The organism is Frondihabitans sp. Leaf304, assembly GCF_001423105.1.
Classification (GTDB): Bacteria; Actinomycetota; Actinomycetes; order Actinomycetales; family Microbacteriaceae; genus Frondihabitans.
Genome location: NZ_LMNV01000002.1, coordinates 177809 through 204152, shown reverse-complemented (window position 1 = coordinate 204152; position 26344 = coordinate 177809). Strand labels below are relative to the sequence as shown.

At 66.7% G+C, this 26344-nt stretch carries 27 protein-coding genes; 15 read left to right on the top strand and 12 right to left on the bottom strand.

Annotated features, from left to right (window positions below):
• Positions 1–46: 46 nt before the first annotated feature.
• The gene (locus ASF54_RS00895; protein WP_055957636.1) at positions 47–967 is read right to left on the bottom strand and encodes a proteasome assembly chaperone family protein; all 921 of its coding nucleotides are present in this window, start codon (positions 965–967) and stop codon (positions 47–49) included.
• Between the two features lie 127 nt (positions 968–1094).
• Between ASF54_RS00895 and ASF54_RS00890 the strand changes: the two genes are divergently transcribed.
• The 10 genes from ASF54_RS00890 to lnt all read left to right on the top strand — a co-directional run bounded on the left by ASF54_RS00890 (position 1095) and on the right by lnt (position 12529).
• Positions 1095–1814: an HAD family hydrolase gene (locus ASF54_RS00890; protein ID WP_268760962.1), complete on the top strand. Its 720-nt coding sequence runs from the start codon at positions 1095–1097 to the stop codon at positions 1812–1814.
• Positions 1811–2914, top strand: a complete 1104-nt coding sequence (locus ASF54_RS00885; protein WP_055957634.1) for a tRNA (adenine-N1)-methyltransferase — start codon at positions 1811–1813, stop codon at positions 2912–2914. Before ASF54_RS00890 ends, ASF54_RS00885 begins: the two co-directional genes overlap by 4 nt.
• A gap of 8 nt (positions 2915–2922) precedes the next feature.
• Positions 2923–3897 carry an FKBP-type peptidyl-prolyl cis-trans isomerase gene (locus tag ASF54_RS00880; RefSeq protein WP_055961792.1) on the top strand — a complete coding sequence of 325 codons (975 nt, stop codon included), beginning with the start codon at positions 2923–2925 and terminating at the stop codon, positions 3895–3897.
• Between the two features lie 149 nt (positions 3898–4046).
• Positions 4047–4964 (top strand): FKBP-type peptidyl-prolyl cis-trans isomerase, encoded by a 918-nt coding sequence (locus ASF54_RS00875; protein WP_055957631.1) that lies wholly within the window; start codon positions 4047–4049, stop codon positions 4962–4964.
• Between the two features lie 32 nt (positions 4965–4996).
• Positions 4997–6043, top strand: a complete 1047-nt coding sequence (locus tag ASF54_RS00870; RefSeq protein WP_055957628.1) for a helix-turn-helix transcriptional regulator — start codon at positions 4997–4999, stop codon at positions 6041–6043.
• Positions 6036–7013 carry a helix-turn-helix transcriptional regulator gene (locus ASF54_RS00865; protein ID WP_055957624.1) on the top strand — a complete coding sequence of 326 codons (978 nt, stop codon included), beginning with the start codon at positions 6036–6038 and terminating at the stop codon, positions 7011–7013. Before ASF54_RS00870 ends, ASF54_RS00865 begins: the two co-directional genes overlap by 8 nt.
• A 60-nt stretch (positions 7014–7073) precedes the next feature.
• The gene (locus ASF54_RS00860; protein ID WP_055957621.1) at positions 7074–7406 is read left to right on the top strand and encodes a twin-arginine translocase TatA/TatE family subunit; all 333 of its coding nucleotides are present in this window, start codon (positions 7074–7076) and stop codon (positions 7404–7406) included.
• A gap of 90 nt (positions 7407–7496) precedes the next feature.
• Positions 7497–8252 (top strand): twin-arginine translocase subunit TatC, encoded by a 756-nt coding sequence (gene tatC / locus ASF54_RS00855; RefSeq protein WP_055961789.1) that lies wholly within the window; start codon positions 7497–7499, stop codon positions 8250–8252.
• 78 nt (positions 8253–8330) lie between these two features.
• Entirely contained in the window at positions 8331–10850 is a 2520-nt protein-coding gene (locus ASF54_RS00850; RefSeq protein WP_055957618.1) for a DEAD/DEAH box helicase, read from the top strand.
• Between the two features lie 44 nt (positions 10851–10894).
• On the top strand, positions 10895–12529 hold the full coding sequence (gene lnt, locus ASF54_RS00845) for an apolipoprotein N-acyltransferase (RefSeq protein ID WP_157509975.1): 1635 nt from the start codon (positions 10895–10897) through the stop codon (positions 12527–12529).
• A 72-nt stretch (positions 12530–12601) separates the two neighbouring features.
• Here the strand turns inward: lnt and ASF54_RS00840 are convergent, their stop codons facing one another.
• The 4 genes from ASF54_RS00840 to ASF54_RS00825 form a co-directional block, all read right to left on the bottom strand.
• Positions 12602–12967, bottom strand: coding sequence for an RNA polymerase-binding protein RbpA (locus ASF54_RS00840; protein ID WP_055957617.1), 366 nt, complete (start codon positions 12965–12967; stop codon positions 12602–12604).
• Positions 12968–13068: 101 nt separating this feature from the next.
• Positions 13069–13830 carry a glycerophosphodiester phosphodiesterase family protein gene (locus ASF54_RS00835; RefSeq protein WP_055957614.1) on the bottom strand — a complete coding sequence of 254 codons (762 nt, stop codon included), beginning with the start codon at positions 13828–13830 and terminating at the stop codon, positions 13069–13071.
• Positions 13827–14807 carry an SPFH domain-containing protein gene (locus tag ASF54_RS00830; RefSeq protein WP_084815855.1) on the bottom strand — a complete coding sequence of 327 codons (981 nt, stop codon included), beginning with the start codon at positions 14805–14807 and terminating at the stop codon, positions 13827–13829. The genes ASF54_RS00835 and ASF54_RS00830 overlap by 4 nt, the downstream gene beginning before the upstream one ends.
• A gap of 26 nt (positions 14808–14833) precedes the next feature.
• On the bottom strand, positions 14834–15331 hold the full coding sequence (locus ASF54_RS00825) for an NfeD family protein (protein WP_055957610.1): 498 nt from the start codon (positions 15329–15331) through the stop codon (positions 14834–14836).
• A gap of 137 nt (positions 15332–15468) precedes the next feature.
• Here ASF54_RS00825 and ASF54_RS00820 point away from each other — a divergent pair, with 137 nt between their 5' ends.
• The 3 genes from ASF54_RS00820 to ASF54_RS00810 all read left to right on the top strand — a co-directional run bounded on the left by ASF54_RS00820 (position 15469) and on the right by ASF54_RS00810 (position 17984).
• Complete coding sequence (locus ASF54_RS00820) at positions 15469–16248, top strand: SDR family oxidoreductase (protein WP_055957607.1); 780 nt, start codon at positions 15469–15471, stop codon at positions 16246–16248.
• A 19-nt stretch (positions 16249–16267) separates the two neighbouring features.
• Complete coding sequence (locus ASF54_RS00815; RefSeq protein WP_055957605.1) at positions 16268–16747, top strand: NUDIX hydrolase; 480 nt, start codon at positions 16268–16270, stop codon at positions 16745–16747.
• 79 nt (positions 16748–16826) lie between these two features.
• Positions 16827–17984 carry a glycosyltransferase gene (locus ASF54_RS00810; protein WP_084815854.1) on the top strand — a complete coding sequence of 386 codons (1158 nt, stop codon included), beginning with the start codon at positions 16827–16829 and terminating at the stop codon, positions 17982–17984.
• Between the two features lie 19 nt (positions 17985–18003).
• Here the strand turns inward: ASF54_RS00810 and ASF54_RS00805 are convergent, their stop codons facing one another.
• Together ASF54_RS00805 and ASF54_RS00800 are read right to left on the bottom strand one after the other, a co-directional pair.
• Positions 18004–18666: a response regulator gene (locus ASF54_RS00805; protein ID WP_055957603.1), complete on the bottom strand. Its 663-nt coding sequence runs from the start codon at positions 18664–18666 to the stop codon at positions 18004–18006.
• Positions 18663–19877, bottom strand: coding sequence for a sensor histidine kinase (locus ASF54_RS00800; protein WP_157509974.1), 1215 nt, complete (start codon positions 19875–19877; stop codon positions 18663–18665). Before ASF54_RS00800 ends, ASF54_RS00805 begins: the two co-directional genes overlap by 4 nt.
• A 202-nt stretch (positions 19878–20079) precedes the next feature.
• On the opposite strand from ASF54_RS00800, the gene ASF54_RS00795 reads away from it, so the two are divergent.
• Positions 20080–21075 (top strand): glycosyltransferase, encoded by a 996-nt coding sequence (locus ASF54_RS00795; RefSeq protein WP_055957598.1) that lies wholly within the window; start codon positions 20080–20082, stop codon positions 21073–21075.
• Positions 21076–21211: 136 nt separating this feature from the next.
• Here the strand turns inward: ASF54_RS00795 and argG are convergent, their stop codons facing one another.
• A complete protein-coding gene (gene argG / locus ASF54_RS00790) occupies positions 21212–22654 on the bottom strand; it encodes an argininosuccinate synthase (RefSeq protein WP_055957595.1) in 1443 nt (480 codons plus the stop codon).
• A 19-nt stretch (positions 22655–22673) separates the two neighbouring features.
• Entirely contained in the window at positions 22674–22856 is a 183-nt protein-coding gene (locus tag ASF54_RS00785; RefSeq protein WP_055957592.1) for a hypothetical protein, read from the bottom strand.
• On the opposite strand from ASF54_RS00785, the gene ASF54_RS00780 reads away from it, so the two are divergent.
• Entirely contained in the window at positions 22855–23340 is a 486-nt protein-coding gene (locus ASF54_RS00780) for a YchJ family protein (protein WP_157509973.1), read from the top strand. The genes ASF54_RS00785 and ASF54_RS00780 overlap by 2 nt on opposite strands.
• Here ASF54_RS00780 and ASF54_RS00775 read toward each other — a convergent pair.
• The 3 genes from ASF54_RS00775 to dhaL all read right to left on the bottom strand — a co-directional run bounded on the left by ASF54_RS00775 (position 23337) and on the right by dhaL (position 26319).
• On the bottom strand, positions 23337–24890 hold the full coding sequence (locus tag ASF54_RS00775; protein WP_055957589.1) for a glycosyltransferase family 39 protein: 1554 nt from the start codon (positions 24888–24890) through the stop codon (positions 23337–23339). The genes ASF54_RS00780 and ASF54_RS00775 overlap by 4 nt on opposite strands.
• 88 nt (positions 24891–24978) lie before the next feature.
• Positions 24979–25671 carry a dihydroxyacetone kinase phosphoryl donor subunit DhaM gene (gene dhaM / locus ASF54_RS00770; protein ID WP_055957587.1) on the bottom strand — a complete coding sequence of 231 codons (693 nt, stop codon included), beginning with the start codon at positions 25669–25671 and terminating at the stop codon, positions 24979–24981.
• Between the two features lie 3 nt (positions 25672–25674).
• The gene (dhaL, locus tag ASF54_RS00765) at positions 25675–26319 is read right to left on the bottom strand and encodes a dihydroxyacetone kinase subunit DhaL (RefSeq protein ID WP_055957585.1); all 645 of its coding nucleotides are present in this window, start codon (positions 26317–26319) and stop codon (positions 25675–25677) included.
• Positions 26320–26344 lie beyond the last annotated feature (25 nt).

Below are 26344 nucleotides of genomic sequence, written 5' to 3'. Positions count from 1 at the left end.
TGCCCTCGCGGCGGGTCGCTGACGGCCGCGCCAGCGATCCACGGTGTCACACCGCGGGCGGCCGCCAGGGCTCGTCGCCGCTTTTGCCGTCGCGCTTGCGGAGGTACTGCTCGAACTCCTGCGCGATCGCCTCACCGCTGGCCTCGGGGGAGTCGACCGTGTCGCGGGCCTGTTCGAGCTGCTCGATGTAGCCGGCCATGTCTTCGTCGTCGGCCGCGAGCGCGTCGATGCCGGATTCCCAGGCCGATGCCTCGTCGACGAGCTCGTCTCGGGGGATGACCACACCGGTGATCTCGGCGACCTTGTCGAGGATCGCGAGGGAGGCCTTGGGGGAGGGGGCGTTGTGCACGTAGTGCGGCACGGACGCCCAGATGGACAGGGTCGGGATCGACGCTGCCTCGAGGGCGTGCCCGAGTACGGAGAGGATGCCGACGGGCCCCTCATAGGTGGAGCGCTCGACGTCGAACTCTTGACGGACGTCGGCGTTTTCGCTGCCGACGAAGATCGAGATCGGCCGGGTGTGGGGCACATCGGCGAGCATCGCGCCGAGAAAGACCACACCCGTGATGTCGTGCACGTCGACCAGGTCGACGATCTCGGCGGCGAAGCTGCGCCAGCTGCGCGAGGGCTCGGCGCCGAGCAGCACGAAGAGACCTCCGTCGGCAGGACCGTCGGCGGTGTCGAGGACGCCGGAGATGTCGATCACGGGGGAGGCGACCTGGGGCGTGCCGTGCAGCTGGATTCGCGGCCAGATGAGGCTGGCGCTGCCGTCGTCGTCATGCGAGGCCTGCGGACGATTGAACTGGTAGTCGATGTACGCCTCACCGTCGAGCTCGGCGAGCGTCGTCATCTCGAGGGTGTCGACGAGTGACCTGGCGACGTTGCTGGCGGCTTCTCCGGCGTCGTTCCAGCCTTCGAAGGCGACGACGAGCAGTCGACCCTCAGCGAATCGTGACGATGGCGACACCGGACTCCTTTACTGCGGAGACCCTCGTTCGGCCCTCCGCGTCAGCTCTCCACGATAGCCGCTAGCAGCAGTGGCCCGGTCCCGGACCTCCCGTCGGCGTCACCGCCCTGCTCTAGACTCGCCTGTCGTGACCGATTCGACTGCAGAGCGCCTCCGCGCCGAGATCATCCCGGCCGCCGTCCTGTGGGACATGGACGGCACGCTCGTCGACACCGAGCCGTACTGGCAGGAGTCACAGGTCGCTCTCGTGGCCGAGCACGACGGTGTCTGGAGCCAGGAAGACGGCGACTCGCTGATCGGCTCGAGCCTCTGGCACTCGGCCAAGGTGCTCCAAGATCACGGCGTCGACCTCACGGCCCAAGAGATCATCGACCGGATGACGGACGACGTGCTCGAGCGGGTCCGCGTCCACGTACCGTGGCGTCCGGGTGCGCGCGAGCTCCTCCGCGAGCTGCGCGACGCCGGCATCCCGACGGCTCTCGTGACCATGTCGTTCCGGCGGATGGCCGTCGAGATCGTCGAAATCATCGATTTCCCCGCCTTCGACCTCGTCGTCGCCGGTGACGAGGTCGAGCACGGCAAGCCGCACCCCGAGGCGTACCTCACCGCGGCCGCGAAGCTCGGCGTCGACCCGCGGCACTGCGTCGCGATCGAAGACAGCCCCACCGGCCTCGCTGCGGCCATGGCCTCGGGCGCTGCGACGATCGGAGTCGAGCATCATGCACCGTTGCCGCAGGACGGCGGGTTCACCCACCGGCACTCGCTGAGTGACGTCTCGCTGAGCGAGCTCTCGCGGATCCTTCACTCTGCCCGCGGGCTCGACGTACTCCCGGAAGGCGACTCATGACCGACCACCAGACCGACACCTCGCAGGCGGACGCCCAGTTCCGTCGGCAGAGCGGGCCGTTCCTCTGGGGCGACAAGGTGCAGCTGACCGGGCCCAAGGGCCGCATGCACACCATCACGCTGACCCCCGGCGGCGAATTCCACACGCACCGCGGCATCATCCGCCACGACGACGTCGTCGACCTGCCCGACGGCTCGGTGCTCATCAGCACGACGGGCGATGAGTACCTCGCGCTTCGGCCGCTCCTCGCCGACTTCGTCATGTCGATGCCCCGGGGCGCCGCGATCGTCTACCCGAAAGACGCGGCGATGATCGTCACGTTCGCCGACATCTTCCCGGGAGCCACCGTCGTCGAGGCGGGGGTGGGCTCGGGTGCCCTGTCGCTCTCCCTGCTGCGCGCCATCGGCCCCGAGGGTCGCCTCGCCTCGTTCGAGCGCCGCGAAGAGTTCGCCGACGTCGCGCGGGGCAACGTCACGAGCTTCGTCGGCGCCACGCCCAGCAATTGGTCGGTCACGGTCGGCGATCTGCTAGAAGAACTGCCCCGCGTGGTCGAGGCCGGAACAGCCGACCGCGTGGTGCTCGACATGCTCGCCCCGTGGGAGAACGTCGAGGCGGTCGCGACGGCCCTCAAGCCCGGCGGTCTGGTGGTCTGCTACGTGGCCACCGTCACTCAGCTCTCCCGGACGGCCGAGGCGTTCCGTCACTTCGGCGGCTTCACCGAACCCGACTCCTCCGAGACGCTTGTGCGGTCCTGGCACGTCGAGGGCCTTGCCGTTCGGCCCGACCACCGCATGATCGCGCACACCGGCTTCCTCTTGACGGCCCGTCGTCTCGCCCCGGGGGCCGTCCTCCCGCAGCTGAAGCGCCGCGCGTCGAAGTCCGACTACTCCGAAGAAGATGTCGAGCTCTGGACTCCGGGCGCTCTCGGCGAGCGTTCGGCCACCGCGAAGAAGCTTCGCAAGACTGCGAGGCAGGCTCAGGACGCCGCGGCCAAGGCCGTCGCCGGCGCCGACGCGATTCGGCCCGCAAGCGAAGGATCCGAGGCTCGCGCGCCCGGCACCGACCTCCCGACTCCGTCCACCACAACCGAACAGGACTGACCGTGCAGATGAAGATCACCAAGACACTCGCCGCCGCTGCCGCCGTGGGGGCTCTCGTCTCCCTGTCGCTCGCCGGTTGCTCCTCCGCCGAGCCGAGCGCCAGCTGCTCGGGCGGCACATCGTCGGGCAGCGTCTCCGAGTCGATCAAGGCGACCGGCGACGTGGGCAAGGCCCCCAAGGTCACCTTCGACAAGGGTCTATCGACGAAGACCACCGAGAAGACGACGCTGGTCAAGGGCGACGGGGCCCTCGTGAAGAGCGGCCAGCCGGTCATCTTCCAGGTCTCGCTCTACAACGGATCGACGGGCAAGCAGGCCACCTCGACCTACACGTCGACGCAGGGCGGTACGTACCTGGTCGCGGGTAAGCCGGCCTCGGGCACCAGCCTCGCCGCACTCAGCGAGGGCTTCGTGTGCTCGCACGTCGGCGACCGCGTCGCGATCGCCGGCAGCCCCGAAGACTCCACGAACGGTCAGGGCATCAGCGACTACAAGATCGGCGCGAAAGACAGCGTCGTCTTCGTCGCCGACATCCTGAAGGCGTTCCCCTCGAGGGCGACCGGCGAGAAGCAGAAGGCCGTGTCCGGCGAGCCCACCGTCACCCTCGCCAAAGACGGGGCCCCGACGATCACCGTTCCGAAGACGAAGGCTCCCAGCAAGCTCGTCTCGACCACGCTCATCGAGGGATCGGGCGCCACCGTCAAGGAGGGCGACTCGGTGATGATGCAGTACACCGGCGTGCTCTACAAGAACGGCAAGGTATTCGATTCGTCGTGGGCCAAGGGTCAGCCCTTCGTCGGGAGCCTGACCTCGGGTCAGCTCATCGACGGCTGGGTCAAGGGTCTCGCCGGCAAGAAGATCGGCAGCCAGGTGCTGCTGGTCGTGCCTCCGGCCGACGGCTACGGAGCCACCGCGCAGGGCGATTCGATTCCCGCCAACTCGACGCTCGTGTTCGTCGTCGACCTGCTCGGCAAGGTGTCGTGACCCGTCGCGACTGAGCGGTCGGAGCCGCGGCCGCAGCCCCTCGAAGGGCCTGTGACCAGCGGCTTCGACCCCCACGAACACCCGATAGGCTGAACGGGCCGTGCCCTCAGGGGCCGGCTCTCTCAAGTGCAGTAAAGAAATGAGGATTCGTGCGCAAGATCCCCGCGCTGATCGTTGTTGCCGGGCTTCTGGCGACGCTGACCGCTTGCTCCACGAGCTCCGCCCCCGGTTCGGCCGGCTGCACGACCCCCGCCTCGGGCGACGCCTCGTCTGTAGTCTCGGCGAGCGGGTCGGTCGGTGAAGCGCCGACCAAAGTCACGATCCCCACGCCGATCAACACGCGGCACACCCAGGTCTCCACACTCGTGCAGGGCGACGGCCAGACCCTCACCGACGGCACTCCCGCGCTGATCAAGTTCGCCGTGTACTCGGGTGAGACCGGCAAGGCGGTCCAGCCCTACGCCGCCGCCGCAGCCCCCGTCACCGTCGGTGCCACCGCCGGTGGCCCCCTCGTCGACGCGCTCGAGTGCGCCCAGGTCGGGTCGCGTATCGCCGTCGCCGTCAAGGTCAGCGATCTCAGCTCCACCACGGCGAAGAAAGACGACAAGTCGGGCCCGGCCTACATCGCCGTCATCGACGTCGTCCGCGCCTTCCTTCCCAAGGCCGACGGCGCCCTCCAGTTCGGCGTCAACAACATGCCGGCCGTGGTGACCGCCGCCAACGGCGCACCCGGCATCAGCATCCCCGACGTCGCTGCTCCCAAGACCGAGAAGGTGCAGCTGGTCCGTAAGGGCAACGGGGCGAAGCTCACCGCGAAGTCCACCGCCGTCGCGCAGTTCACCGCGGTCGACTGGGCGGCCGAGCCGACCGTTCAGGGCTCCACCTGGGTCAACGGCGACGCCGCGACGACGATCGACCTCTCGTCCGACAAGATCCCCAGCACCGTGAGAAAAGCCCTGATCGGCCAGCGGGTCGGCTCGCAGGTCATGATCGTCATCCCGCCGACGGCCGAGAGTGGCTCCACGTCGACCCTCGTCTACGTATTCGACCTTCTGGGATCGCTCTGACGATCCGCCTCGGCTGACCTAAGATCCCTTTCGTGCCGAAGAAAGCCACTCCTTCCTCCAGTGCCGGACCCGTTGGGCGCGCCCCACGCGTCCCGGTTGAAGAGCGGCTGTTCAGTCTCGTTCTGGCGTTGCTCGCCACCGACACGGGTCTGACCAAGACCGAGATCCTCTCGACCGTCCAGGGCTACCGGCAACGATGGAGCCGGGGTGACAACCTCGCCCTCGAGCGACAGTTCGAGCGCGACAAAGACGACATCCGCGAGCTCGGCGTTCCCCTCGAGACCATCGAAGAACTCGGTTCGAGCGGCAACAACCAGAACCTCCGCTACCGAATTCTCCGCGGCGACTACGAGCTCCCCACCGACATCGCCTTCTCGTCCGAAGAGACGGCCCTGCTAACCCTCGCCGCCATGGTCTGGCGCGAGGGGACGCTCTCGGGGGAGTCCCGTCGTGCCCTCCTCAAGCTCCGCAGCCTCGGTGGGGCGGCCCCGGTCCCCGAACTCGACTATGCCCCCAGAATTCGCTCGCGCGACTCCGCGTTCGAGCCGCTGCGCACCGCCCTCGATCGGTCGGCCGTGGTTCTGTTCGACTACCTCAAGCCCGGCGAGAGTGCTCCTCGGGCCCGGCGAGTGGTTCCCTATGCCCTCGTCCAGTTCCAGGGGCGCTGGATGTGCTCGGCGATCGACACCGAGACGGGCGGCTGGCGAACGTTCCTCCTCTCCCGGATCACCGGCGAAGTCACGGTGACGAACGAGAGCGTCACGGTCCCGCCGGAGGCGACAGCCGAGCGCTCGCTCGCCGACCTCGAAGACCTGTGGGCGGCACAGACGGCCGTCGTCGAGGTCGAACCCGCCTCCGATGCAGAGACCCGACTGCTGAAGCGCCGCGGCACGACCCGGGGTGACGACGGCACCCTGACCATCCACTGGTCGGATCGCTTCCTCCTCGCCGACGAGCTGGCCTCGTTCGGGCCCGAGGTGCGCGTCGTCGAACCGGAGGGGGTGCGCGAGCTCGTCGTCGAGCGTCTCAGCGCAGTCGCGACTCAGCACGCCGATTCACGAAAGGCATCCCGTGGCTGAGCGCGCACCCGCCCTCCAGGCGCAAGACAAACTCGCTTTCCTGCTCTCCCTCGTTCCCTACCTGATGGATCGCGGAAGCGTCAGCGTCGCCGAGGCTGCTACCCACTTCGGAGTTCCCGTCACGCAGATCCGGCGCGCGGTCGAGCTCATTGCCGTCTCGGGTATACCGGGCGAGACAACCCAGTACCAGCACGGCGACCTCTTCGACATCGCCTGGGACGACTTCGAGCAGAACGACGTGATCGTCCTCACGAACCTCGTCGCTATCGACGACTCGCCTCGCTTCTCGGCACGAGAGGCCGCCGCCCTCATCGCCGGTCTGCAATATCTCTCGTCCCTGCCCGAGAACGCCGACAGGCAGGCCATCGCCACCCTGATGTCGAAATTGGCGCGCGGAGCCTCCGGGGCCCCCAGCCAGGTCGCCGTCGAGAATTCCGAAACGAACCAGCTCCTCGCCCTCGTCCGCCGCGCGGTCGACGAGGGCGTCCAGCTCGAATTCGACTACTCCGGAGTCCGCGGGCAGATCGAGCGGCGACGCGTCGATCCGCTCCGAGTCGAATCCCTCGACGCCGACTGGTACCTCCGGGGCTACGACCACCTGCGCGAAGCCGTCCGCACTTTCCGCCTCGACCGGGTGAGCGATGCCGCTGTCAGCAACCAGCCCATCTCGTTCCGCGCCGCCGACGTCTCGCTTCCCGACACGCTGTTCGAAGGCTCGCCCGACGACATCGTGGTCGAGATCGAGATCGACGCCGCGGCCTCGACGCTGCTCGACGACTACGCCCCCGAGACGATCGAGGGCGGGCCCGAGGGGCGCACGCGACTTGCGCTGCGGGTCAACCACTTCGGATCCTTGGCTCGCCTTGTCGCCGGGCTCCCCGGGGGGCCTGTCGTCGTCTCGCCGGCCGCGGCACGGGCGGCTGTGGCCGACTGGGCCACCCGAGCCGCTCACAGGTACGACCGGCCCTGACGCTTTTCCGCGGCGTCCGCGTTAGAATCGTCTTTCCGCACACGTCTTAGGAGGCGACTGATGTTCTCAGGTGCTCTTGGCCTACCCCACCTTCTGATCATTCTGGTGATCCTGCTCCTCCTCTTCGGAGCGCCGAAGCTCCCCGCCCTCGCGAAGAGCGTCGCTCAGTCGATGAAGATCTTCAAGACCGAGATCGGGCCGAACCACGACGGTTCGTCCGACGCCGCCACCACGGCGCCGACCAACGCCGCACCCACGACCGTGGCGCCGACTCCAGCTGCACCCGTGCAACACACCACGGTGAACCCCGACGGCAGCACCACCACCACCGTCACCACGCCGGCACCGTCCGGCAACGCGGCTCCGCTCAACACCGACAAACCGAAGCTCTAGTCGGTGGCCACGACCTCGGCGCCGGGCGGTGCTCAGGGCGGTGGCACGGCTCGTTCTCGCGGTGCGAAGCGGAGCCCGGCTGAGGGTCGCATGTCGCTCGGGCAGCACTTCCTCGAGCTGCGCAAACGTCTCTTCTTCGCCGCAGTGGCCATTGCCGTGTGCTCGGTGGCCGGCTGGTTCCTCTCGCCGTACGTGCTCGACGTGCTCCGCTCACCCGTCGAACAGATCTCCGGCAACGGTCGTCGTCTCGCTTCACTGAACTTCGCCAATGTCACCGGCGCGTTCGACCTCAAACTCACCATCACGATCACCGTCGGCGTCATCATCTCGAGCCCGGTGTGGCTTTACCAGATCTGGGCGTTCATCGTGCCGGCTTTGGTCCGCAAAGAGAAGCTCTACGCGATCGGCTTTCTCGGCGCCGCGATCCCACTCTTTCTGGCCGGTTGTTGCGCCGGGTTCTTCGTGCTACCGCACATCGTGCAGGTCATGACCTCATTTATCGCCTCCGAAGACTCCAGCATCATCGACGCCAAGACGTACTACGACTTCGTGCTCAAGCTGGTGCTCGCCATCGGCGTCGCGTTCGTGCTTCCCGTCTTCCTCGTCCTGCTGAACTTCATCGGTGTCCTGACAGCGGCGTCGATCCGCAAGAGCTGGCGCGTAGCGATCATCCTCATCACCCTTTTCACCGCCATCGTCACCCCCTCCGCCGACGTCATCTCGATGATCCTGCTGGCCATCCCCATGGTCGGGCTCTACCTGATCGCCTGCCTCGTCACCACCCTCCACGATCGCCGTCTCGCCAAACGGGTGGCTGCCCTCGACGCCGAGCTCGCCGGGGCCTAGCGGTTCCCGGCACAAGCCCCTCTCGGCAGTGGTCTCCCGTGCACGGGCTCGGAGGCCGCGCGTGACAGAATCGACCACGTGACCAGCAGCGAACTGTCTCCGTCCGAGCGATTCGCGGCCTCCCGGGCCCGAACTCGCACCCCTCAGCTCCAGGGTTTCCGCGAGCGTCTGGGCTTCGCGCTCGACGGGTTCCAGATCGCTGCCTGCGAGGTCGTCGAGGCCGGTCGCAGCGTGCTCGTCGCGGCTCCGACGGGGGCCGGCAAGACGCTCGTCGCCGAGTTCGCCATTCACCTCGCGATGCAGCACCCCCGTGACAAGGTCTTCTACACGGCTCCGATGAAGGCGCTGAGCAACCAGAAATACCAGGAGCTCGTCGCCGAATACGGCGCATCCGAGGTGGGTCTGCTCACCGGCGACACCAACGTCAATTCCCGCGCGCGGATCGTCGTCATGACGACCGAGGTGCTCCGCAACATGCTCTACGCCGGCTCCGACCTGCTGACCGACCTGCGCTGGGTCGTGCTCGACGAGGTGCACTTCCTCGGCGATCGGTTCCGCGGCGCCGTCTGGGAGGAGGTCATCATCCACCTCCCACTCGACGTCCGCATGGTGTCGCTCAGCGCGACCGTCTCGAACGCCGAGGAGTTCGGCGACTGGCTCCAGACGGTCCGCGGCGACACCGATGTGATCGTCTCCGAGGAGCGCCCCGTTCCTCTTCAGCAGCACGTCCTGGTGGGCTCCAAGTATCTCGACCTGTTCGACTCGACCGGCAAGGCCGCGACCAATCGGGTCAACCCCGAGCTGGTGCGGGCGGCATCGCTCAGTTCGAGGCCGGGCTCGAGAAACGGCCGACAAGGATCCGGCTCCCACGGCTACAAGCCCAAGCGAGACTCGCGCCCCCAGTCGTCCGGGCCCCAGAACTTCGGCCGGATGGACCGCTGGAAGATCGTCGAGCTGCTCGACGGAAAGAACCTGCTGCCGGCCATCTTCTTCGTCTTCAGCCGCGTCGGCTGCGATCAGGCTGTCCGGCAGGTGCTCCGCTCCGGCATCCGGCTCACGACCGCCGCGGATCGCGATGAGATCCGCGAGATCGTCGATGAGCACTGCCGCACCCTTCGCGACGAAGACCTCGCCGTCCTCGGCTACTACGAGTGGGTGGAGGGTCTCGAGCGCGGTGTCGCCGCACACCATGCGGGCCTGCTCCCCGCCTTCAAAGAGGTAGTCGAGGAGCTCTTCCAGAAGAAGCTCGTCAAGGTCGTCTTCGCCACCGAGACCCTGGCGCTGGGCATCAACATGCCTGCTCGAAGCGTCGTGCTCGAGAAGCTCGAGAAGTACAACGGCGAGTCGCGCGTCCCGATCACACCGGGGGAGTACACCCAGCTCACCGGCCGCGCGGGTCGCCGGGGCATCGACATCGAGGGTCACTCCGTCATCCAGTGGGCTCAAGGTCTCGACCCGCAGGCGGTCGCAGCGCTCGCTTCGCGCCGCACGTACCCGCTCAATTCCAGCTTTCGGCCGACCTACAACATGGCGGTCAACCTGATCGAGCGGTTCGGCCGATCCCGTACGCGAGAAGTGCTCGAGACGTCGTTCGCCCAGTTCCAGGCCGACCGGGCCGTGGTCGACCTGGCCCGTAAGGTCCGGTCGCAGCAACAGTCGCTCGACGGGTACGCCAAGTCGATGGAGTGCCATCTCGGCGACTTCGGCGAGTACATGACCCTGCGACAAGACATCGCCGAACTCGAGAAGCAGGGCGCATCCCGCTCTGAGGTCCAGAGTCGAAAGGAGCGCGACTCCCGCCAGGAGAAGATCACCGCCCTCCGTCGTCAGCTACGGCAGCATGTCTGCCACAACTGCCCGGAGCGCGAGCAGCATGCACGCTGGGCCGAGCGCTGGTACAAACTGAAGAAGCAGACCGATCAGCTGTCGGCTCAGATCCGCAGCCGAACGGGTGCGGTCGCGAAGGTCTTCGACCGGGTCACCGACGTGCTGGTCGACCTCGGTTACCTGGTTCCTCGAGGTGCGGAGCCGAGTGCAGGGTCGGCCGACAGAATCGCCGATTCGTCGCGGCTCTCTCGCGTGGCTGAGGTCGACGTCGCCGCCCCCGGCAAAACCCTGCGGCGCATCTACGGCGACCGAGACCTTCTCGTGGCCGAGTGCCTCCGACGAGGATCCTGGAACTCGCTCGACGCACCGCAGTTGGCGGCCATGGCGGCGACGCTCGTCTACGAGCCCCGCCGCGACGAGGGGATGCTCGGCGACCGCTACCTCCCGTCGGGAGAGTTCCGCACAGCACTCGATCGAACCCGGACGATCTGGGCCGAACTCGACGACCTGGAGCAGGCGCATCGACTCCCGGGAACCCTGCAACCGTCGCCGGGTATCGCGCTGGCCATGTACCACTGGGCGCGGGGAGCGTCGCTCGACACGGTCCTCGACGACGCCGAGCTCGCGGCCGGCGACTTCGTACGCTGGACCAAGCAGACGATCGACCTCCTCGACCAGTTGTCGGTCGTCGCCGATCCGCCGGTCGGTCCGGTGGCGCGGAAGGCGCTCGACGCCGTCCGGCGCGGCATCGTCGCCTACACCGCGGTGTGATTCGACAGAGTCACTCCACAGTGTCGGCACCCTACAATTCACGCGTGCCCCGTTTCTCCGGCGTGCCGAGCCCTTCGGGCGACCCGCGCACCTCCGACTTCCGTCTTCCCCTCTGGATCGCCCTCGTCACGGGTGTCGGGGGCGGGGCATTGATGGAGTTCGGGTTTCCCGACCGCGGTATCTGGCCCCTGACCTTCGTCGGCATCGGCCTGATCCTTCTGGCGCTGAAGGGGAGAAGCGTCGGCGGATCCCTCCTGGTGGGCCTGGCGTCGGGCATGGCCTTCTTCTTCGTCCTCATCGACTGGGTGGCCACCTACCTGGGCCCGGTGCCGTGGATCGCCCTAGCGGGGCTTGAGGCGCTGATCTTCGCCCTCGGCGGCATTCCGATCACCCTGGCGTATCGGTGGGTTCCTCGCGTCTGGCAGGGCACGCTGGGCCGCACGCTTCTTCTGCCGGTCGTTGTCGCCGGATTCTGGGTCGGTCGCGAGTTCGTTGCGGGGCACTACCCCTACGGGGGCTTCTCGTGGGGACGCGTCGCTGAGAGCCAGTCGCAGAGCCCGTTCGCCTCGCTGACCGCCTGGTTGGGCATCTCCGGGCTGAGCTTCGTCATGGTCGCGCTCGTAGCCGCGGTCATGCAGCTGCTCGTCGAGCAGCCGATTCACCTCACGACTCGGGCCCTCGTGGCCGCGACGGCGATCGTGGCTGTCCTCGTCGTTCCCGCCTGGCCGACCGCGTCTGCCGGATCCTCGACGATCGCGGCTGTTCAGGGCAACAGCAAAGCCGGCTTCTTCCAGCAGCGCACGTACGGCGACCTGAGCAACGCGCAGGTCGACGCGACGTACAAGGGCGTTCTGCCGTCCGACGACATCGACATGCTCGTGTGGCCCGAGGGCGCATCCGACCGCGATCCCACTCGGGATCGTTTCGGTGCCTACATCTTCGACGTGCTGTCGAAGGCTTACAGCGCTCCGATCGTCTCCGGCGTCATCACCGAGCGCGGGTCGAAAGACTACAACTCGTCGATCGTCTGGGACGACGGCACGGTCCAGGCGCAATACGACAAGAGGCATCTCGTTCCATTCGGGGAGTACGTGCCCGATCGCCCCTTCTTCAACGCCCTCGCCCCCTCGCTCGTCGGTTTGCTCACGCGTGACCTGACCCCGGGCACGAATACGAACGTGCTCGACGTCGGATCCATCAAGGCCGGTATCTCGATCTGCTTCGACATCGTCGACGACGCCCTGACTCGCGAGATGGTCGACGGGGGAGCGCAGGTCATCCTCGCTCAGACGAACAACGCCGACTTCGGCCAGACCGACGAGAACACCCAACAGCTCGCGATCGCCCGCCTGCGAGCCATCGAGACGTCTAGGCCGCTCGTGAACATCTCGACCGTCGGATCGAGCGCCGTCATCTCCGCCGACGGCAAGACCATCGACAGCATTCCGGCGTTCCAGCCCGGTGCGATGGTCACCAAGGTCCCCCTCGGCACGGGCACTACTCCCGCGGTGAGGGGCGGGGCCGCTCTCGAGCAGCTCGCGATGTTCTTCGCGGCTGCGGCCCTCGTGCTATCTCGTGTTCTACTGAGGGGATCCGGGTATGGCGATGCTGCGCGTCAGGCGAAACAGTCTGATCGTCTCGCCCGCCGGTCTCGTCGTCTCGGTCGCGCCGCCCAGTAGGCGTAGAAAAGTCCACCCACCCCGAGGCCGAGAGGCCGGTCGAGGTAGATGGACGTGTGAGGCGCGGTGAGGCTATGCGCCGATCTTCTGCTGCCCTTTGCGGGCCCGCAGGTAGTCGAGTCGCTCTTGCAGCAACTCTTCGAGCTCGGGTCGCGTGCGACGCTCGAGCAGCATGTCCCAGTGGGTTCTGGGCACTTTCACGTCACCGCGGTCGATGTCGACGGGCTTGCCGTCGGCCGAGAGCAGAAGTCCTTCTTGACCGCTCTTCGGCGACTGCCACGAGTCGGGAATCTCCGCCTCTGCGGCGAAGACGACATCGAACGTGGCTCCGTCGGTCGTCTGATAGACGGCCTTTTTGCGGGGTGAAAATTCCACGCCCTCTTCGCTTTGGAGGCTCTGGCTACCAAGCCTCATTCCGCGCAAACTGCGATCTGCCATTGCATGGTCTCCTCTCGCGTTGCAATCTCCCGTTATAACCACTTAAGATGAAGGTTTGTTTCGCGAGGTGAGATTTCACAGTGCCCTCCCAGGCCTCGCCGCTATTTGCTACTCCTAGTTCGGAGCAGAGCGAGTGTGAGATCGGATCGATCGGTGATGAGGCCGTCGACTCCCCGGTCGAGCAGTCGGGCCATGTCGACCGGATCGTTCACGGTCCAGACGTGAACCTCGACGCCGGCAGAGTGAGCGGCCTCGAGGAGGGCTGCCGAGAGGACCGGGACCCCGCGGTGCTTTTCGGGGATCTGCAGGGCGTCGATGCCTCGAAGTGCGCTGCGCCGGAACCAGGGGAGCGGGGTTCGCGCCGCCAAAGCTGCACGCACGACGCCTCTCGTCGAGGGCGAAGTCGCTACACCGGGCAGGGCTGCCACGGCCGCCTTGCGACGGGCATCGTCGAACGATGTGACGAGCACGCGAGGGGCGGCACGGTGCCGCTTGATCGCCGCAACCGTCGGCTCGAGAGCCTCGTCGACCTTGATGTCGATATTGAAACGCGCATCGGGAAAAGCGGAGAGGGCGTCGTCCAAGCTCGGAACCTCTGTGCCGTCGGGCAAACGCAGCCTCGCGACTTCTCGGGAGGTCAACCCGAGGATCCCGGTGGCCGGCCCACCGACCCGGCCAAGGTCGGCATCGTGGCTTAGAACCGCAACGCCGTCGCTCGTCGCATGCACATCGGTCTCGAGGTGTGTCACACCGAGGGCCAGGGCAGCGAGGAATGCCGGAAGTGTGTTCTCCGGCGCCTCCGTTGCCAGACCCCGGTGCGCGATCACCCGCGGCGGGGCCGGCGTGAACCAGCTCGCCGTCACTCGGCGGAGGGTGCCGTCGTCGCGGTGGGGAAGCCCGTGGCCGGGGCGCTCTTCGTCGAAGGAGTCTCTCCCGACATGGCCTCTTTGGCTCCCATGAATCCGGCACCGACACCCTTGAGCGCCTCGGTGAATTCGGACGGGATCATCCAGACCTTGCTCGCAGCGCCGTCGGCGATCTTCGGCAGAGTCTGGAGGTACTGGTAGGCGAGCAACTTGGGGTCGGGGTCGCCGTCGTGGATGGCCTTGAAGACCGTCTGGATGGCCTCGGCCTCACCCTGAGCCCGAAGGACCTGCGACTTCGCCGCGCCTTCGGCCTCAAGGATCGAGGCCTGCCGGGAACCCTCCGCCTGGAGGATCGCCGCCTGCTTCGTGCCCTCGGCGCGGAGGATCTGCGCACGGCGGTCGCGCTCGGCGCGCATCTGCTGCTCCATGGAGTCTTGGATCGACAGGGGCGGCTCGATCGCCTTGAGCTCGACTCGCCCGACGCGAATTCCCCACTTGCCCGTCGCCTCGTCGAGCACGATGCGCAGTTGGCCGTTGATGTTGTCGCGACTGGTCAGGGCTTCTTCGAGGTTGAGCCCACCGACGACGTTACGAAGGGTCGTGGTGGTGAGCTGTTCGACGGCACCCAGGTAGTTGGCGATCTCGTAGGTCGCTGCTCGCGCGTCGGTCACCTGGAAGTAGACCACCGTGTCGATCGAAACAACGAGGTTGTCTTCGGTGATCACGGGCTGAGGCGGGAAGGAGACGACCTGCTCGCGCATGTCGAGGAGGGGACGCACACGGTCGATGAACGGAACCAGGATGTTCAGACCCGGCGTCAGGGTCTTGTGGTACTTACCGAGTCGCTCGACGACACCCGCTGTCGCCTGAGGGATGATCCGTACCGACCGGAACAGGATCACCAGAACGAAGATGACGACGATGATAAGGAAGATGGCGAGGACGACTCCGCCGATTGCTGCTCCGTCGGTCATTGGTGATGCCTTTCGCGTAAGGGTGGCTAGAGAGACTTGATGTCGGACGGGACGACCACTGCTGTCGACCCCTCGATGGCCGTCACGACGACGGCCGACCCCGTGTCGAGGAGACTGACCCCGGCCGGTGCGAGAAGCCGGGCGGTCCATGTCTCGCCGTTAGCCAGCTTGACCTGGCCGAGACCCGGGTGCACCTCGCCGCCGGGAATGGGAACGACCACGGAGCCGCCGAGGCCCAGAAGAGCCTCGACGTTGCTCGGCGTCGGGTCGCCGCCCCGTTTCAGGGCTCGGAGAAGGGGTGGCTTGACCGAGAAGAGGAGGAGGACTGACACCACCGCCGCGACGATCACCTGCAGCCAGAAGGGCCCGCCGAAGAGACCGGTGAGAAGACCGCCGACGCTGCCGATGGCGAGCATGAGGAAGGTGAACTCGACCGTCGTCACCTCGATGATGATGAAGATCAGGATGAGCGCCAACCAGACGACCCACGAATACTGCTGTAAGGAGTCGACCAGGTTGTCCATCTGAGCTACCCATCTCCTTCGGTGGTGTTCTGCATTTTTGTTTGCGCTTCCACGCTAGCAGTCGGATGGTCCTCTCCGTCAGAGGCACTTGATAGCCTGGGGACTGCCTCAATGCCAGCACCGACAGGAGTCTCCCCGTGCCACTCGACCTCGCTTCCGCCCCCCTCGCGGCCGGTTCCCTCTCGGGCAAGCGCGCCCTCGTCACCGGTTCGTCGCGCGGCGTCGGAGCAGACACGGCCCAGTACCTCGCCGCCGCGGGCGCCCGGGTCGTCATCAACTTCCGCAACAAAGAGAAGCGTGCCCTGCAGCTCGTCGCGAAGATCGAGGAGACAGGCGGCGAGGCCGTCTCCATCGGCGCCGACCTGACAGACGGCGAGTCCGTCCAGGCCATGATCGATCAGGTCGAGACGGAGTTCGGCGGCCTCGACATCCTGGTGCTCAACGCCTCCGGCGGCATGGAGTCGGGCATGGCCGAGAACTACGCCCTCCTGCTCAACCGCGACGCGCAGGTCGACGTGCTGACGCGGGCCCTGCCGCTCATGGCCGCCGGTTCGCGCGTGGTGTTCGTCACGAGCCACCAGGCGCACTTCATCAAGACGACCGAGACGATGCCCGAATACCTCCCCGTCGCGCTCTCGAAGCGGGCCGGCGAAGACGCTCTGCGCGATCTCATCCCCACCCTTACCGAGAAGGGCATCGACTTCGTGGTCGTCTCCGGCGACATGATCGAGGGCACCATCACTGCGACACTCCTCGAGCGCACCAACCCCGGTGCCATCTCGGCTCGCCGCGAGGCCGCCGGCAAGCTCTACAACGTCGCCGAGTTCGCCGCCGAGGTCGCCCTGGCGGCCGTCGAGGGCATCCCTGCCGATCACACGCGGCTGGTCGGCGACACCGCCGACTTCCAGGCCGTCTGAGCCGAGCGGCCGCGCGACCATGTCTGATACCGAGCCCGACGCCGAGAACGGGACCAGAAGGATCCTGCGGCTCACCTCGCGACTGATCGTGGTCGACGAAGACGACCGCATTCTGCTGATGGACACCAAGTCGCCCGACACCTCCGGCGTCTCCCGCTGGATCACGCCGGGCGGCGGCGTCGACCCGGGGGAGTCGCACCGCGACGCCGCGATCCGCGAGCTGCACGAAGAGACCGGGCAGGTGATCGACGATCCGGGCGAGGTCGTCTACACGTCCGACTTCGAAGTGGAGTGGGACGCCGCCGACCACACCCACGGTCATGCCGAGTTCTACGTCGTGCGCCTGCCGCACTTCGAAATCGTCGACGACGACTGGACAGACGAGGAGCGCGTCGACATCGTCGAGTCGCGCTGGTGGAGTCACGATGAGCTCCGCACGTCCGACGAGAAGTTCGAGCCCGAAGACCTGCAAGAGCTGATCGAGCGGCTTTTGGCCTGAGCCTCATACTTTGTGATGAGGCCGAAATGCGGCCGATCGGCCGGTGCCCCCGCGAAGGCCGATCCGTACGCTTGGAGCTATGGAGCTCACAGTCATCGTCCCCACGTTCAACGAGGCGCCCAATGTGGCTGAGCTCGTGCGCCGTGTCGAGGCTGCGGTCGTCGGTATCGACGCCGAGGTGCTCTTCGTCGACGACTCGCGAGACAACACGCCCGACGTGATCCGCGAGGTCGCGGCCCAGCACGATCTCCCCGTGCGACTCATCCACCGCGACACTCCCGTCGGCGGCCTCTCCGGTGCCGTCATCGAGGGCCTCCGGTCGACGACCAGCCGCTGGTCGATCGTGATGGACGGCGACCTGCAGCACCGCCCCGAGACACTCCCGTCGATCATCGCCAAGGGCGACGCCTCGGGCGCCGATGTCGTCGTCGCCTCCCGCCACGTCGACGGCGGCTCGAGCGACGGGCTGTCCGGGGGAGTGCGACGCCTGGTGTCACAGGCCTCGATCAAGGTCACCAAGGCGCTGTTCCCGACCCGCTTGCATGGCACCACCGACCCGATGAGCGGTTTCTTCGGCATCCGCACCGGGGCCATCCAGCTCGACGGGCTGCACGCTCGCGGCTTCAAGATCCTCCTCGAGATCCTCGCCCGCCAACCGCTGCAGGTCGCCGAAGTGCCTCTCGTGTTCGAGGCGCGCCTCGCCGGCACGTCGAAGGCCGACATGAAGCAGGGCATCGCGCTCGGCCGGCAGCTCTTCGACCTCAAATTCGGGCGCATCTCGGGCTTCGCGGCCATCGGTGCGCTCGGCGCCGTGGCCAACCTTGCGATCCTCGCCGGCCTGCAGACGTTCGGCGTCGGCTACCTCGCCGCCGCCTGCATCGCCGCCTTCGTCACCATCATCGGCAACTTCCTGCTGCAGGAGCGCTTCATCTTCAACGATTTGAAGCACGGCGCCCGCGGGGTGTGGAAGCGCTGGTGGCACACCTTCGCCTTCAACGGCACCGAGTCGATCGTCCGCACCTTCGTGCTCTGGGTGATCGTCGAGAACACAGCGCTCCACAGCGTGTTCGTGCAGGCCGCGCTCATCGCCGTCGGCTTCTCGCTGCGCTACCTCTACCAGTCGCGAATCGTCTACAAGAAGATGTCGCCCGAGCCGACCCTGGACGACATCATCGAGGCCGAAGAGGCCCGCGCTGACGAGCCCGCTATCCCCGTGAAAGCCACCGAGCCCGTCTGATCGCCTCGTTCGACCAGACTCAGACGAGTCCGTTCTCGTACGCGTAGATCACGAGCTGCACGCGGTCGCGGAGCGCCAGCTTGGCGAGGATCCGACTCACGTGCGACTTCACCGTCGCGTCACTCAGGTGCAGCTTCTCGGCGATCTCGTTATTGCTGAGCCCGGAGGCCAGCGCCGCGAAGATGTCGCGCTCCCTCGTCGTCAGCGGCTCGAGCGCCTCGGTCTCGACCCGCGGCGTTTTTCGGGCGAACCGCTCGACGAGCCCGCTCATCACCGAGGGCGCTACGACCGCTGATCCCGAGTGGATCGTCCGCAGCGACGCGAGCAAGAACTCCGGGTCGGCGTTCTTCAGCAGGAAGCCGCTCGCCCCGGCCTGAATGGCGTGGAACGTCTTGTCGTTCAACTCGAACGTGGTGAGAACGACGACCCTGGTGCGGGTCGCGACGTCTCCTGTCTCGGTGGAGTCGAGGATCCTGGTGGTCGCCTCGACCCCGTCGGTCACCGGCATCTCGAGATCCATCAGCACCAGATCGACGGGTTGCTCGACGGCGAGTCGCACGGCTTCGGCGCCGTCGGAGGCCTCCCAAACGACGTCCAAATCGTCTTGTGAGTCGAGGATCATGCGGATGCCCGCCCGGAAGAGCGGTTGGTCGTCGGCCAGGCCGATTCGGATGGGGTTCACTCGGGGCCTCCGGGGGAGTGGGGGATTCGCGCGGCGACTCGGAAGCCGGGTGTGCCGTCGTCTCGAGGGCGGGCGTCCACCGTGCCGCCGACGAGCCTGACCCGCTCCATCATGCCGGGAATGCCGTAACCGCCAGTGCTGGGTCGCAGTTCGTCTCCGAGGAGACCGGGACCGTCGCCTTCGGTCGTCTCGGTGCGGACCGAGACCGCGTTGTCCGACCAGTCGAGGTCGACCTTGACCGTCGTGCCGGGCCCGCCGTGCTTGAGGGCATTGGTGAGGGCTTCCTGGACGACGCGGTACAGCGCGAGATCAGGGCCGATCGCCAACGGGGCCCGGTCTCCCGTCTCGTGGATGTCGACTACGAGTCCGGCTGCCCGGGTGTTTTTCGCAAGCCCCTCGAGGTCGGCGACACCGAGCGAGCCCTCGTGTCCGTCCGACCCGGTGAGGACGCTCAGAAGCTCACTGACGTCATCGAGGGCAGAGCGTGCCGAACTATTGATCACGCCTAAAGCTTCAATCGCCACTTGAGGGTTCTTCGCTACGGCGTATCGAGCACCGTCGGACTGCGCGATGATGACCGCGAGGGAGTGACCGATGACGTCGTGCATCTCACGCGAGATCCGCGTGCGTTCGGTCTCTTGCGCCACTCGCAGCTCGGCACGGAGCAGTTCTTGCGAGCTCTCGAGCCGGTCGACGCGTTCGCTCATCAGGGCGCGGCGGATCCTGGTGATCATTCCCAGCAGCCAGAACAGCGAGAGGGTCGCCGCGATGACGCCCGCCACGCCCACGAAGTAGAGCACCTTCGACAGGGCGGCCTCGCCATCCTGCTGATGCGCCGGCAGGAACAGCCCTGTGATCAAAACGAGCTTGACGCTAGCCAGGATTCCACCGACGACGCTGGAGATGAGCCCCAGGCGACTCACGAGGCGGCTGTCGGCGACGCTGGTGCCGTAGATGACCACGGCGATGAGCACGTTGCCGTTGATGAACGTCGGCAAGACGAACAGCTGCGCGATGGCTCCGGCCCAGGCGATACCGAGCGCCGCGCCGGGAGAACGACGACGAAAGACTAATGCGACGGCGAACACTGCGTCGATGGGAAGAGTCGTCCACCCGGTGCGGCTGACGTCGAGCACACCGAAGAAGGCGAACGCCACAATCGCGATGATGGCGTCGAAGACCATCGGCCGACGTTCGAGGGTGGTCCACACAGGAGTAACGCTAGCGTGCGGCGGTGCTGTGGTCCGGGTAGCCGCGGGCACGCTCCGAGACCCCTCTTCCCGCGTCGCTCTATTCGCCGATAATGCACATTATGTCAAGTGACGTCAATTTGACCCTGTTCTCCGAAGTTGATATGTGGTGTACTGAATAAGAAGCACTCCACTTCTGACCAGCCGACGAGAGGCCGACCCGATGAGCCCGACTCCGCACGTGACGATCATCAACCCGCTGGCCGGGGCACTCGGGCACTACGCCCGCACGCTGAAATCGAATCTGACCGACTCGGGCCATGACGTGACTGCGGTCGATCTTGTCGAGCCATCCTTGGCCGACGAATCTCGATTGACCTGGGTTCGACGCTATGTCTCAGCTCTCTTCCGTGTCCGTCGTGCCAAGCCCACGGGTGCGGTCATCCTCGCGTGGCCCGTGCTCGGCTATTGGGATCTCGTTCTCGCCCGCCTCATCCTCGGTCACCGCCGCACGACTCGGCTCGTCATGCACGACCCGGTCCCCCTTGTGCGTGCCGTGGGCTATTCGGCACCCGCTCGGCGTATCGGGTGTGCCCTGTCACGCAGGCGCACCGTCATCGTCCACTCGACCACGGCTCAGGAGGCGATCACCGAGACTACGTTCGGCGTCGACAGCCCGATCGTGGCTCACCCCCTTCAGGCGACCACCCACTCCTGCGAGTCCACCGAAAGCAACGTGCCGACAGAGCGCCCCGTCATTCGAGTTCTCGGCCAGTTCAAGCCGGATCGAGACATCCAGCTCCTCGCTGACCTCGCCGTCGAACTAGCGCCGCGCTATTCGCTGGAGATCCACGGCCGCGGCTGGCCCCACATCGACGGCTGGGCAGTCAGCGACGAGTTCGTGGACGAAGACCGCCTCGATCACCTGCTCGCGACGTCGGCAGCCGTCCTCATTCCCTATCGACGCTTCTACCAGAGCGGCATCGCGATTCGCTGCTTCGAACTGGGCACACCGTTCGTCGGGCCCCGGTGCGATGCCCTGGCTCAGCTCTATGGCCCCGACTCCCCCCTGCTCGTCGGCTCCCCCGCCGACACGTCGGCCTGGGTGAGAGCCGTCGAGCAGGCCGCGACCGAATGTCGCGACGCGCTTCGTCTGCGGGCTGCCACGGCGACCGCGGAGGTCTCAGACGCCTGGCGACGCGAGCTCGCCCTGCACTGACGACGACGCCGGAGTCGATCGAGGGCGCCCTGGATCCTGCTCTCCCCCGCCACAGAGGGCGAGACTCCACGAATGGCCCGTGTCTGCTGAAGACACGGGCCATTCGTGGAGTCTCGCGTAACGCCGTAAAAGAGAGTCAGTCGGTGCCGGAGTCGAACGCGGCCGACTCGGAGGCGGCGTCGGTCGCCCGCCCGAGTGCGTCGGTGGCGGAGTCGGGCGCGCCGGCGCCACCGAGAATCTGGTCGGCCTCGCCCGCCTCGAGCTCTCCGACCAACTCGGCTGTCGCTCCCCCGATGAGCCCCGCGGCCGCGTACTGCTCGAGTCGAGACCGCGAGTCGGCGATGTCAAGGTTGCGCATGGTCAGTTGACCGATGCGGTCGTCGGGACCGAACGCTGAGTCGCCGACGCGCTCCATCGACAGTTTTTCGGGGTGGTAGCTGAGCTGCGGCCCCGTCGTGTCGAGGATCGTGTAGTCGTCACCGCGGCGAAGGCGGACGGTGACCTCGCCGGTGACGGCGGAGGCGACCCACCGCTGCAGGGATTCGCGGAGCATGAGCGACTGCGGGTCGAGCCAGCGCCCCTCGTACATGAGTCGGCCAAGACGGCGGCCCTCGTTGTGATAGGCGGCGACCGTGTCTTCGTTGTGGATCGCGTTGAGCAGTCGCTCGTAGGCGAGGTGGAGCAGGGCCATTCCGGGCGCCTCGTAGATGCCGCGGCTCTTCGCCTCGATGATGCGGTTTTCGATCTGGTCGGAGGCGCCGAGGCCGTGACGACCACCGATGGCGTTGGCCTCGTAGACGAGCGCGACGGGGTCGGAGAACTCGACGCCGTTGATGGCGACCGGGCGGCCCGCCTCGAAGCGGATCGAGACGACCTCGGTGGCGATCTCGACGTCGTCGCGCCAGGCGGCGACACCCATGATCGGCTCGACCAGGTCGATGCCGGCGCTGAGCTCTTCGAGGCTCTTCGCCTCGTGAGTCGCACCCCAGATGTTGGCGTCGGTCGAGTAGGCCTTCTCGGTGGAGTCGCGATACGGGAAGCCTCGCGCCACGAGCCATTCGCTCATCTCGGTGCGGCCCCCGAGCTCGTTCACGAAGTCGGCGTCGAGCCACGGCTTATAGATGCGCAGGCGCGGGTTCGCCATGAGGCCGTAACGGTAGAACCGTTCGATGTCGTTGCCCTTGTAGGTCGAGCCATCGCCCCAAATGTCGACCGCGTCGTCTTTCATCGCGCGCACCAGCATCGTGCCGGTCACGGCGCGGCCGAGCGGCGTCGTGTTGAAGTACGTCTTGCCGCCGGAGCGAATGTGGAACGCACCGCACTGAAGAGCGACGAGGCCCTCTTCGACCAGAGCGCTCTTCGCGTCGACCAACCGAGCGACCTCGGCACCGTACTCTTTCGCGCGTACCGCGACGGAGTCGATGTCGGGCTCGTCGTACTGGCCGATGTCGGCCGTGTACGTGCAGGGAACGGCACCCTTCTCTCGCATCCAGGCGACGGCGCACGATGTGTCGAGACCACCGGAGAACGCGATGCCGACGCGTTCGCCGACGGGAAGAGAGCTCAAGACTTTGGACATACCCAAAACCCTAGCGGGATCAGACCCCGCGCTTGACCTTCGGGGTTTTCGGCACGACCACCTGCCCGGGCTTCTGCTTCGCCGCCCGCCCAATCGCCTTCTTTCGTTTCGTCGACTTAGGCGCAAGGGCACCGTTCTTTCGCGAGTTAACGACGAACAGGGTGGTCGCAACGGCTGCGACGACGAGGACTAAGGCACGCATGGCATTCTCCTTCTGGGTGAAGCTCAACGCTACGCTCCCGATCGAGCAAAGGATCCGCGCCACCGTGACCTCCTCCCCCGCGTCCGATTCCCCCTCGACGACACTCGCCGATGCCGCCCGCTGCCCGTGCCTGAGTGGCGAGACGTACGGCGCCTGCTGCGGGCCACTGCACCGAGGCCTGGTGGTAGCAACGACGGCAGAACGCCTGATGCGGTCTCGGTACTCGGCCTTCGCGGTCGGCGACGCGGTCTATTTGCTCGCCACCTGGGATCCTGCGCTTCGGCCCGATTCGCTCGACCTCGACGAGGGCGTGCGCTGGTACCGACTCGACATCATTGCCACCGAACGCGGCGGCATGCTCGACACCACGGGAATCGTCGAGTTCCGGGCGCATTATCGAGACGACGAGGGAGCGCACACCCTGCACGAACGGTCGACCTTCTCCAAGCAGAGCGGCCGCTGGTTGTACGTCAACGCCCTCTAGTGCGAGCGGTGCAGTTCGAGTACGCGCACCGGCCCGAGATCGGTGCGGCTGGCCACGGCGAATCCGCTCGTCTCGAGCACCCGCCTGGCTTCGTCGGCTCTCGGGTCGACCCCTGAAGCGCCGATGATCCAGACGTTGTCGATCGACGCGAGGCGACGCGGAATGAGGGTCGCGAGATCTCCATTGCGATCGAAGAGGCGCCCTTCGGCACGACGGTTTCCGGTCACGGCCAGATCGCGCATTCCCTCGAAGGCACCCGGGTAGGCGATCTCCACGAGATTGGCTGTCGCTGAGGGGAGCTGGGCCACCGTGGCGAAGACGACCGCGTCCGGCCCGGTCGACGACTCGCGTTGTTCGTGCACGAGCTCCGCCGCATCGGACCAGTAGATCTCGTGGTGCGAGTGGGGCAGGCGGATCGCGATGAGGGAGGGAATGGCCACAGCGACGACCAGGACCACAGCCACCACGCGGCGTCGTCGGGTGAGACCCGCAATACCGATGGCCATGAGGATGGCGACGAAGGGAGCGCTCAAAGTGAGGTAGTAGGGCGCGAAAAGTGGTTTTCCGAGGGCCGTCGCGGTAAGCAGGAGCACCATCGGCCCGAAGGCGAGAAGAGCGAGCGCCCTTCCCGGGTACACGCGAACGGTGCCCGAGTCGTCGGTCTCAGACCCGGAGGTCGGCCTGTCGCCCGACTTGAGGGCCGACCGGACTCCGACAAGGAGAAGCACCCACCCGACGGGCACCGCGATCAGCGTGAATACGCCAAGACCTCGAATCGGCCAGACGGCACGGAACCAGGTGTCGAGGACGATGTGTCGGATCGTGTGCACCGAGAGCTCGGGAATCCAGTGCACCTGCGCCGCCTCCCCCACGACCAGGAGCGCGAAGGGAACGAGGAGGGCCGCAGCAGAGCCCGCCGTGATCAGCCAGGGAAGAAGTCTCGAACGGCCACTCCGGCAGGCCACCGCGAGAATGACGACGTGCATCACCACGATCATCGCGAGGTAGATATTGAGCAGAACGGCGATGACGATTGCGAGCCCGTACCACAACCAAGCGACGCGGCTCGGTGACTTGCGGTCTCGCTCGAGGGCACGAACGAAGAGAAGCGTCAGCCCGACGGCGGCGACCATCACCATGGCGTAGGGCCGCCCTTCGACTGCAGCCCAGGCGACCCTGGGCAGACACGCGTAGACGACGCCCGTGATGACGGCGACCCGTTTGCTCCCCAGACGGGAAGCCAGAAGCATCGTGAGGGCACACCCCACACCCACCGCCACGGCGCTCGGGAGGCGCATCGTGAAGACCGACGTGCCGACGACCCCGAACCAGACCTTCATCAGGGCGTAGTACAGGCCGTGGACGGCATCGATGTTGCCCAACAGGTGGATGAGCTCGGGCCAGCTTCGGGTTGCGGCCGAGAGAGTTGCCGCCTCGTCTTCCCACGCGTCGGGCACGTCCGACGAGATCAAGGAGAGACTTGCGACCACGATGCCGAAGATCAGGGCACTCGTGGTCAGAGGCAGACGGGTTCGCAAGACGGGTCGCATATTTTAAATTCTACTTTAAAATATACGACCTGAGAAGAGGTCAGCTTGTCTCGCTCGGGTCGGACGGAGCATCCCCGAGGGTCGCTCGTCAGAGCTCGCCGAATCCACCCTCGACGAGCTCGATCAGCGCGTCCACCGCCTCAGCGGCATCCGGTCCGGTTGCCACGATCGACACTGTCGAGCCCTTGGGCAGCCCGAGACCCATGATGCGAAGCAGGCTCTTCGCGTCGACACCGTTGATCTGGATGGTCGATTCGAAGGCGCCGGCATGCTTGACGAATTCGGCGGCCGGTCGCGCGTGCAGCCCCGAAGGGTTGACGAGGGTCGCAGACCGCTCGACTGCGCCCTGCACTTCGGCGCGGCTGAGGCTCCGTTCGTCGGCGTGGGGATCGGCGATGCCCGTGGCAGTCCGGGCCGCGGCCGTGACGTCGTGCAGGGATCCGCCCGTCTCCGATGCGACGGCTGCCGCGACAGCTCCCTCGACGATTGGCGCGTCGGCGATGACCACGAGGGCTCGCTCGGCGTCGTCCAGGAAGTCGAGAGCCGTTTCGGCCGTGAGGATCGCCGAACCGAGGTCGCACAGGATCACGACGCCGCTCCCCTGCTGTGCCGCGGTGATTCCGGACGAGATCTTCTCGAAGCTCGTGCCCAAGGCGCCCCCGTCGGTGCCGCCGGCGGCGACCACGGTAACGCTCGGAGCCATCTGCTTAGCGAGCTCGAGCGCCCCCTCGGCGATTTTCGCGCTGTGCGAGACGATCAGGATTCCAACCGGTGATGCCATGAATTAGCCTTCCGTGGCGGCGGCCGCGTCGGCAGCAGCCGTGATGATGAGGGCGGAGGATTCCGCCCCGGGGTCTCGGTGACCGATAGCGCGTTCGCCGAGGTAGCTCGCGCGGCCCTTGCGAGCGACGAGCGGCTCGGTGGATTCGGCTCCGGCTGACGCGGCTGCCGCAGCGGCGCGCAGAACGCCGGCGGGTGATGCACCTGCTGCGGCGGCCTCCCCCGCGGCGTCGACGGCAGGGGTCCACGCATCGATCATTGTCTTGTCACCCGGCTCTGCTTTGCCGCGCAACACGACGCCGTCGCGGGCCGCGGTGAGCAGGGCGACGACACCGTCGGCATTGATCTCGGGCGCGTCTCCGAGTGCCTGCGCGCCCTTGAGGAACGCCGTGCCGAGCAGGGGGCCCGAAGCGCCGCCGACGGTCGAGATCAGCGTGGTGGCCACGAGCTTGAGCGCCGCCCCAGGGGTCGCGTCGTCGGGGAGGGTGTCGAACTTCACCTTGACTGCGGAGAAACCCCGATCGAGGTTCTCGCCGTGATCGCCATCGCCGATCTCACGGTCGAGTTCGCTCAAGCGGGTTCGGTTGTGAGAGACGACCTCGACGGTGTCGTCGATCCAGGCAGTGACCCAGGAGATACCGAGGCTCATGTAATGGCGTCCTTTCGTGTTGCGT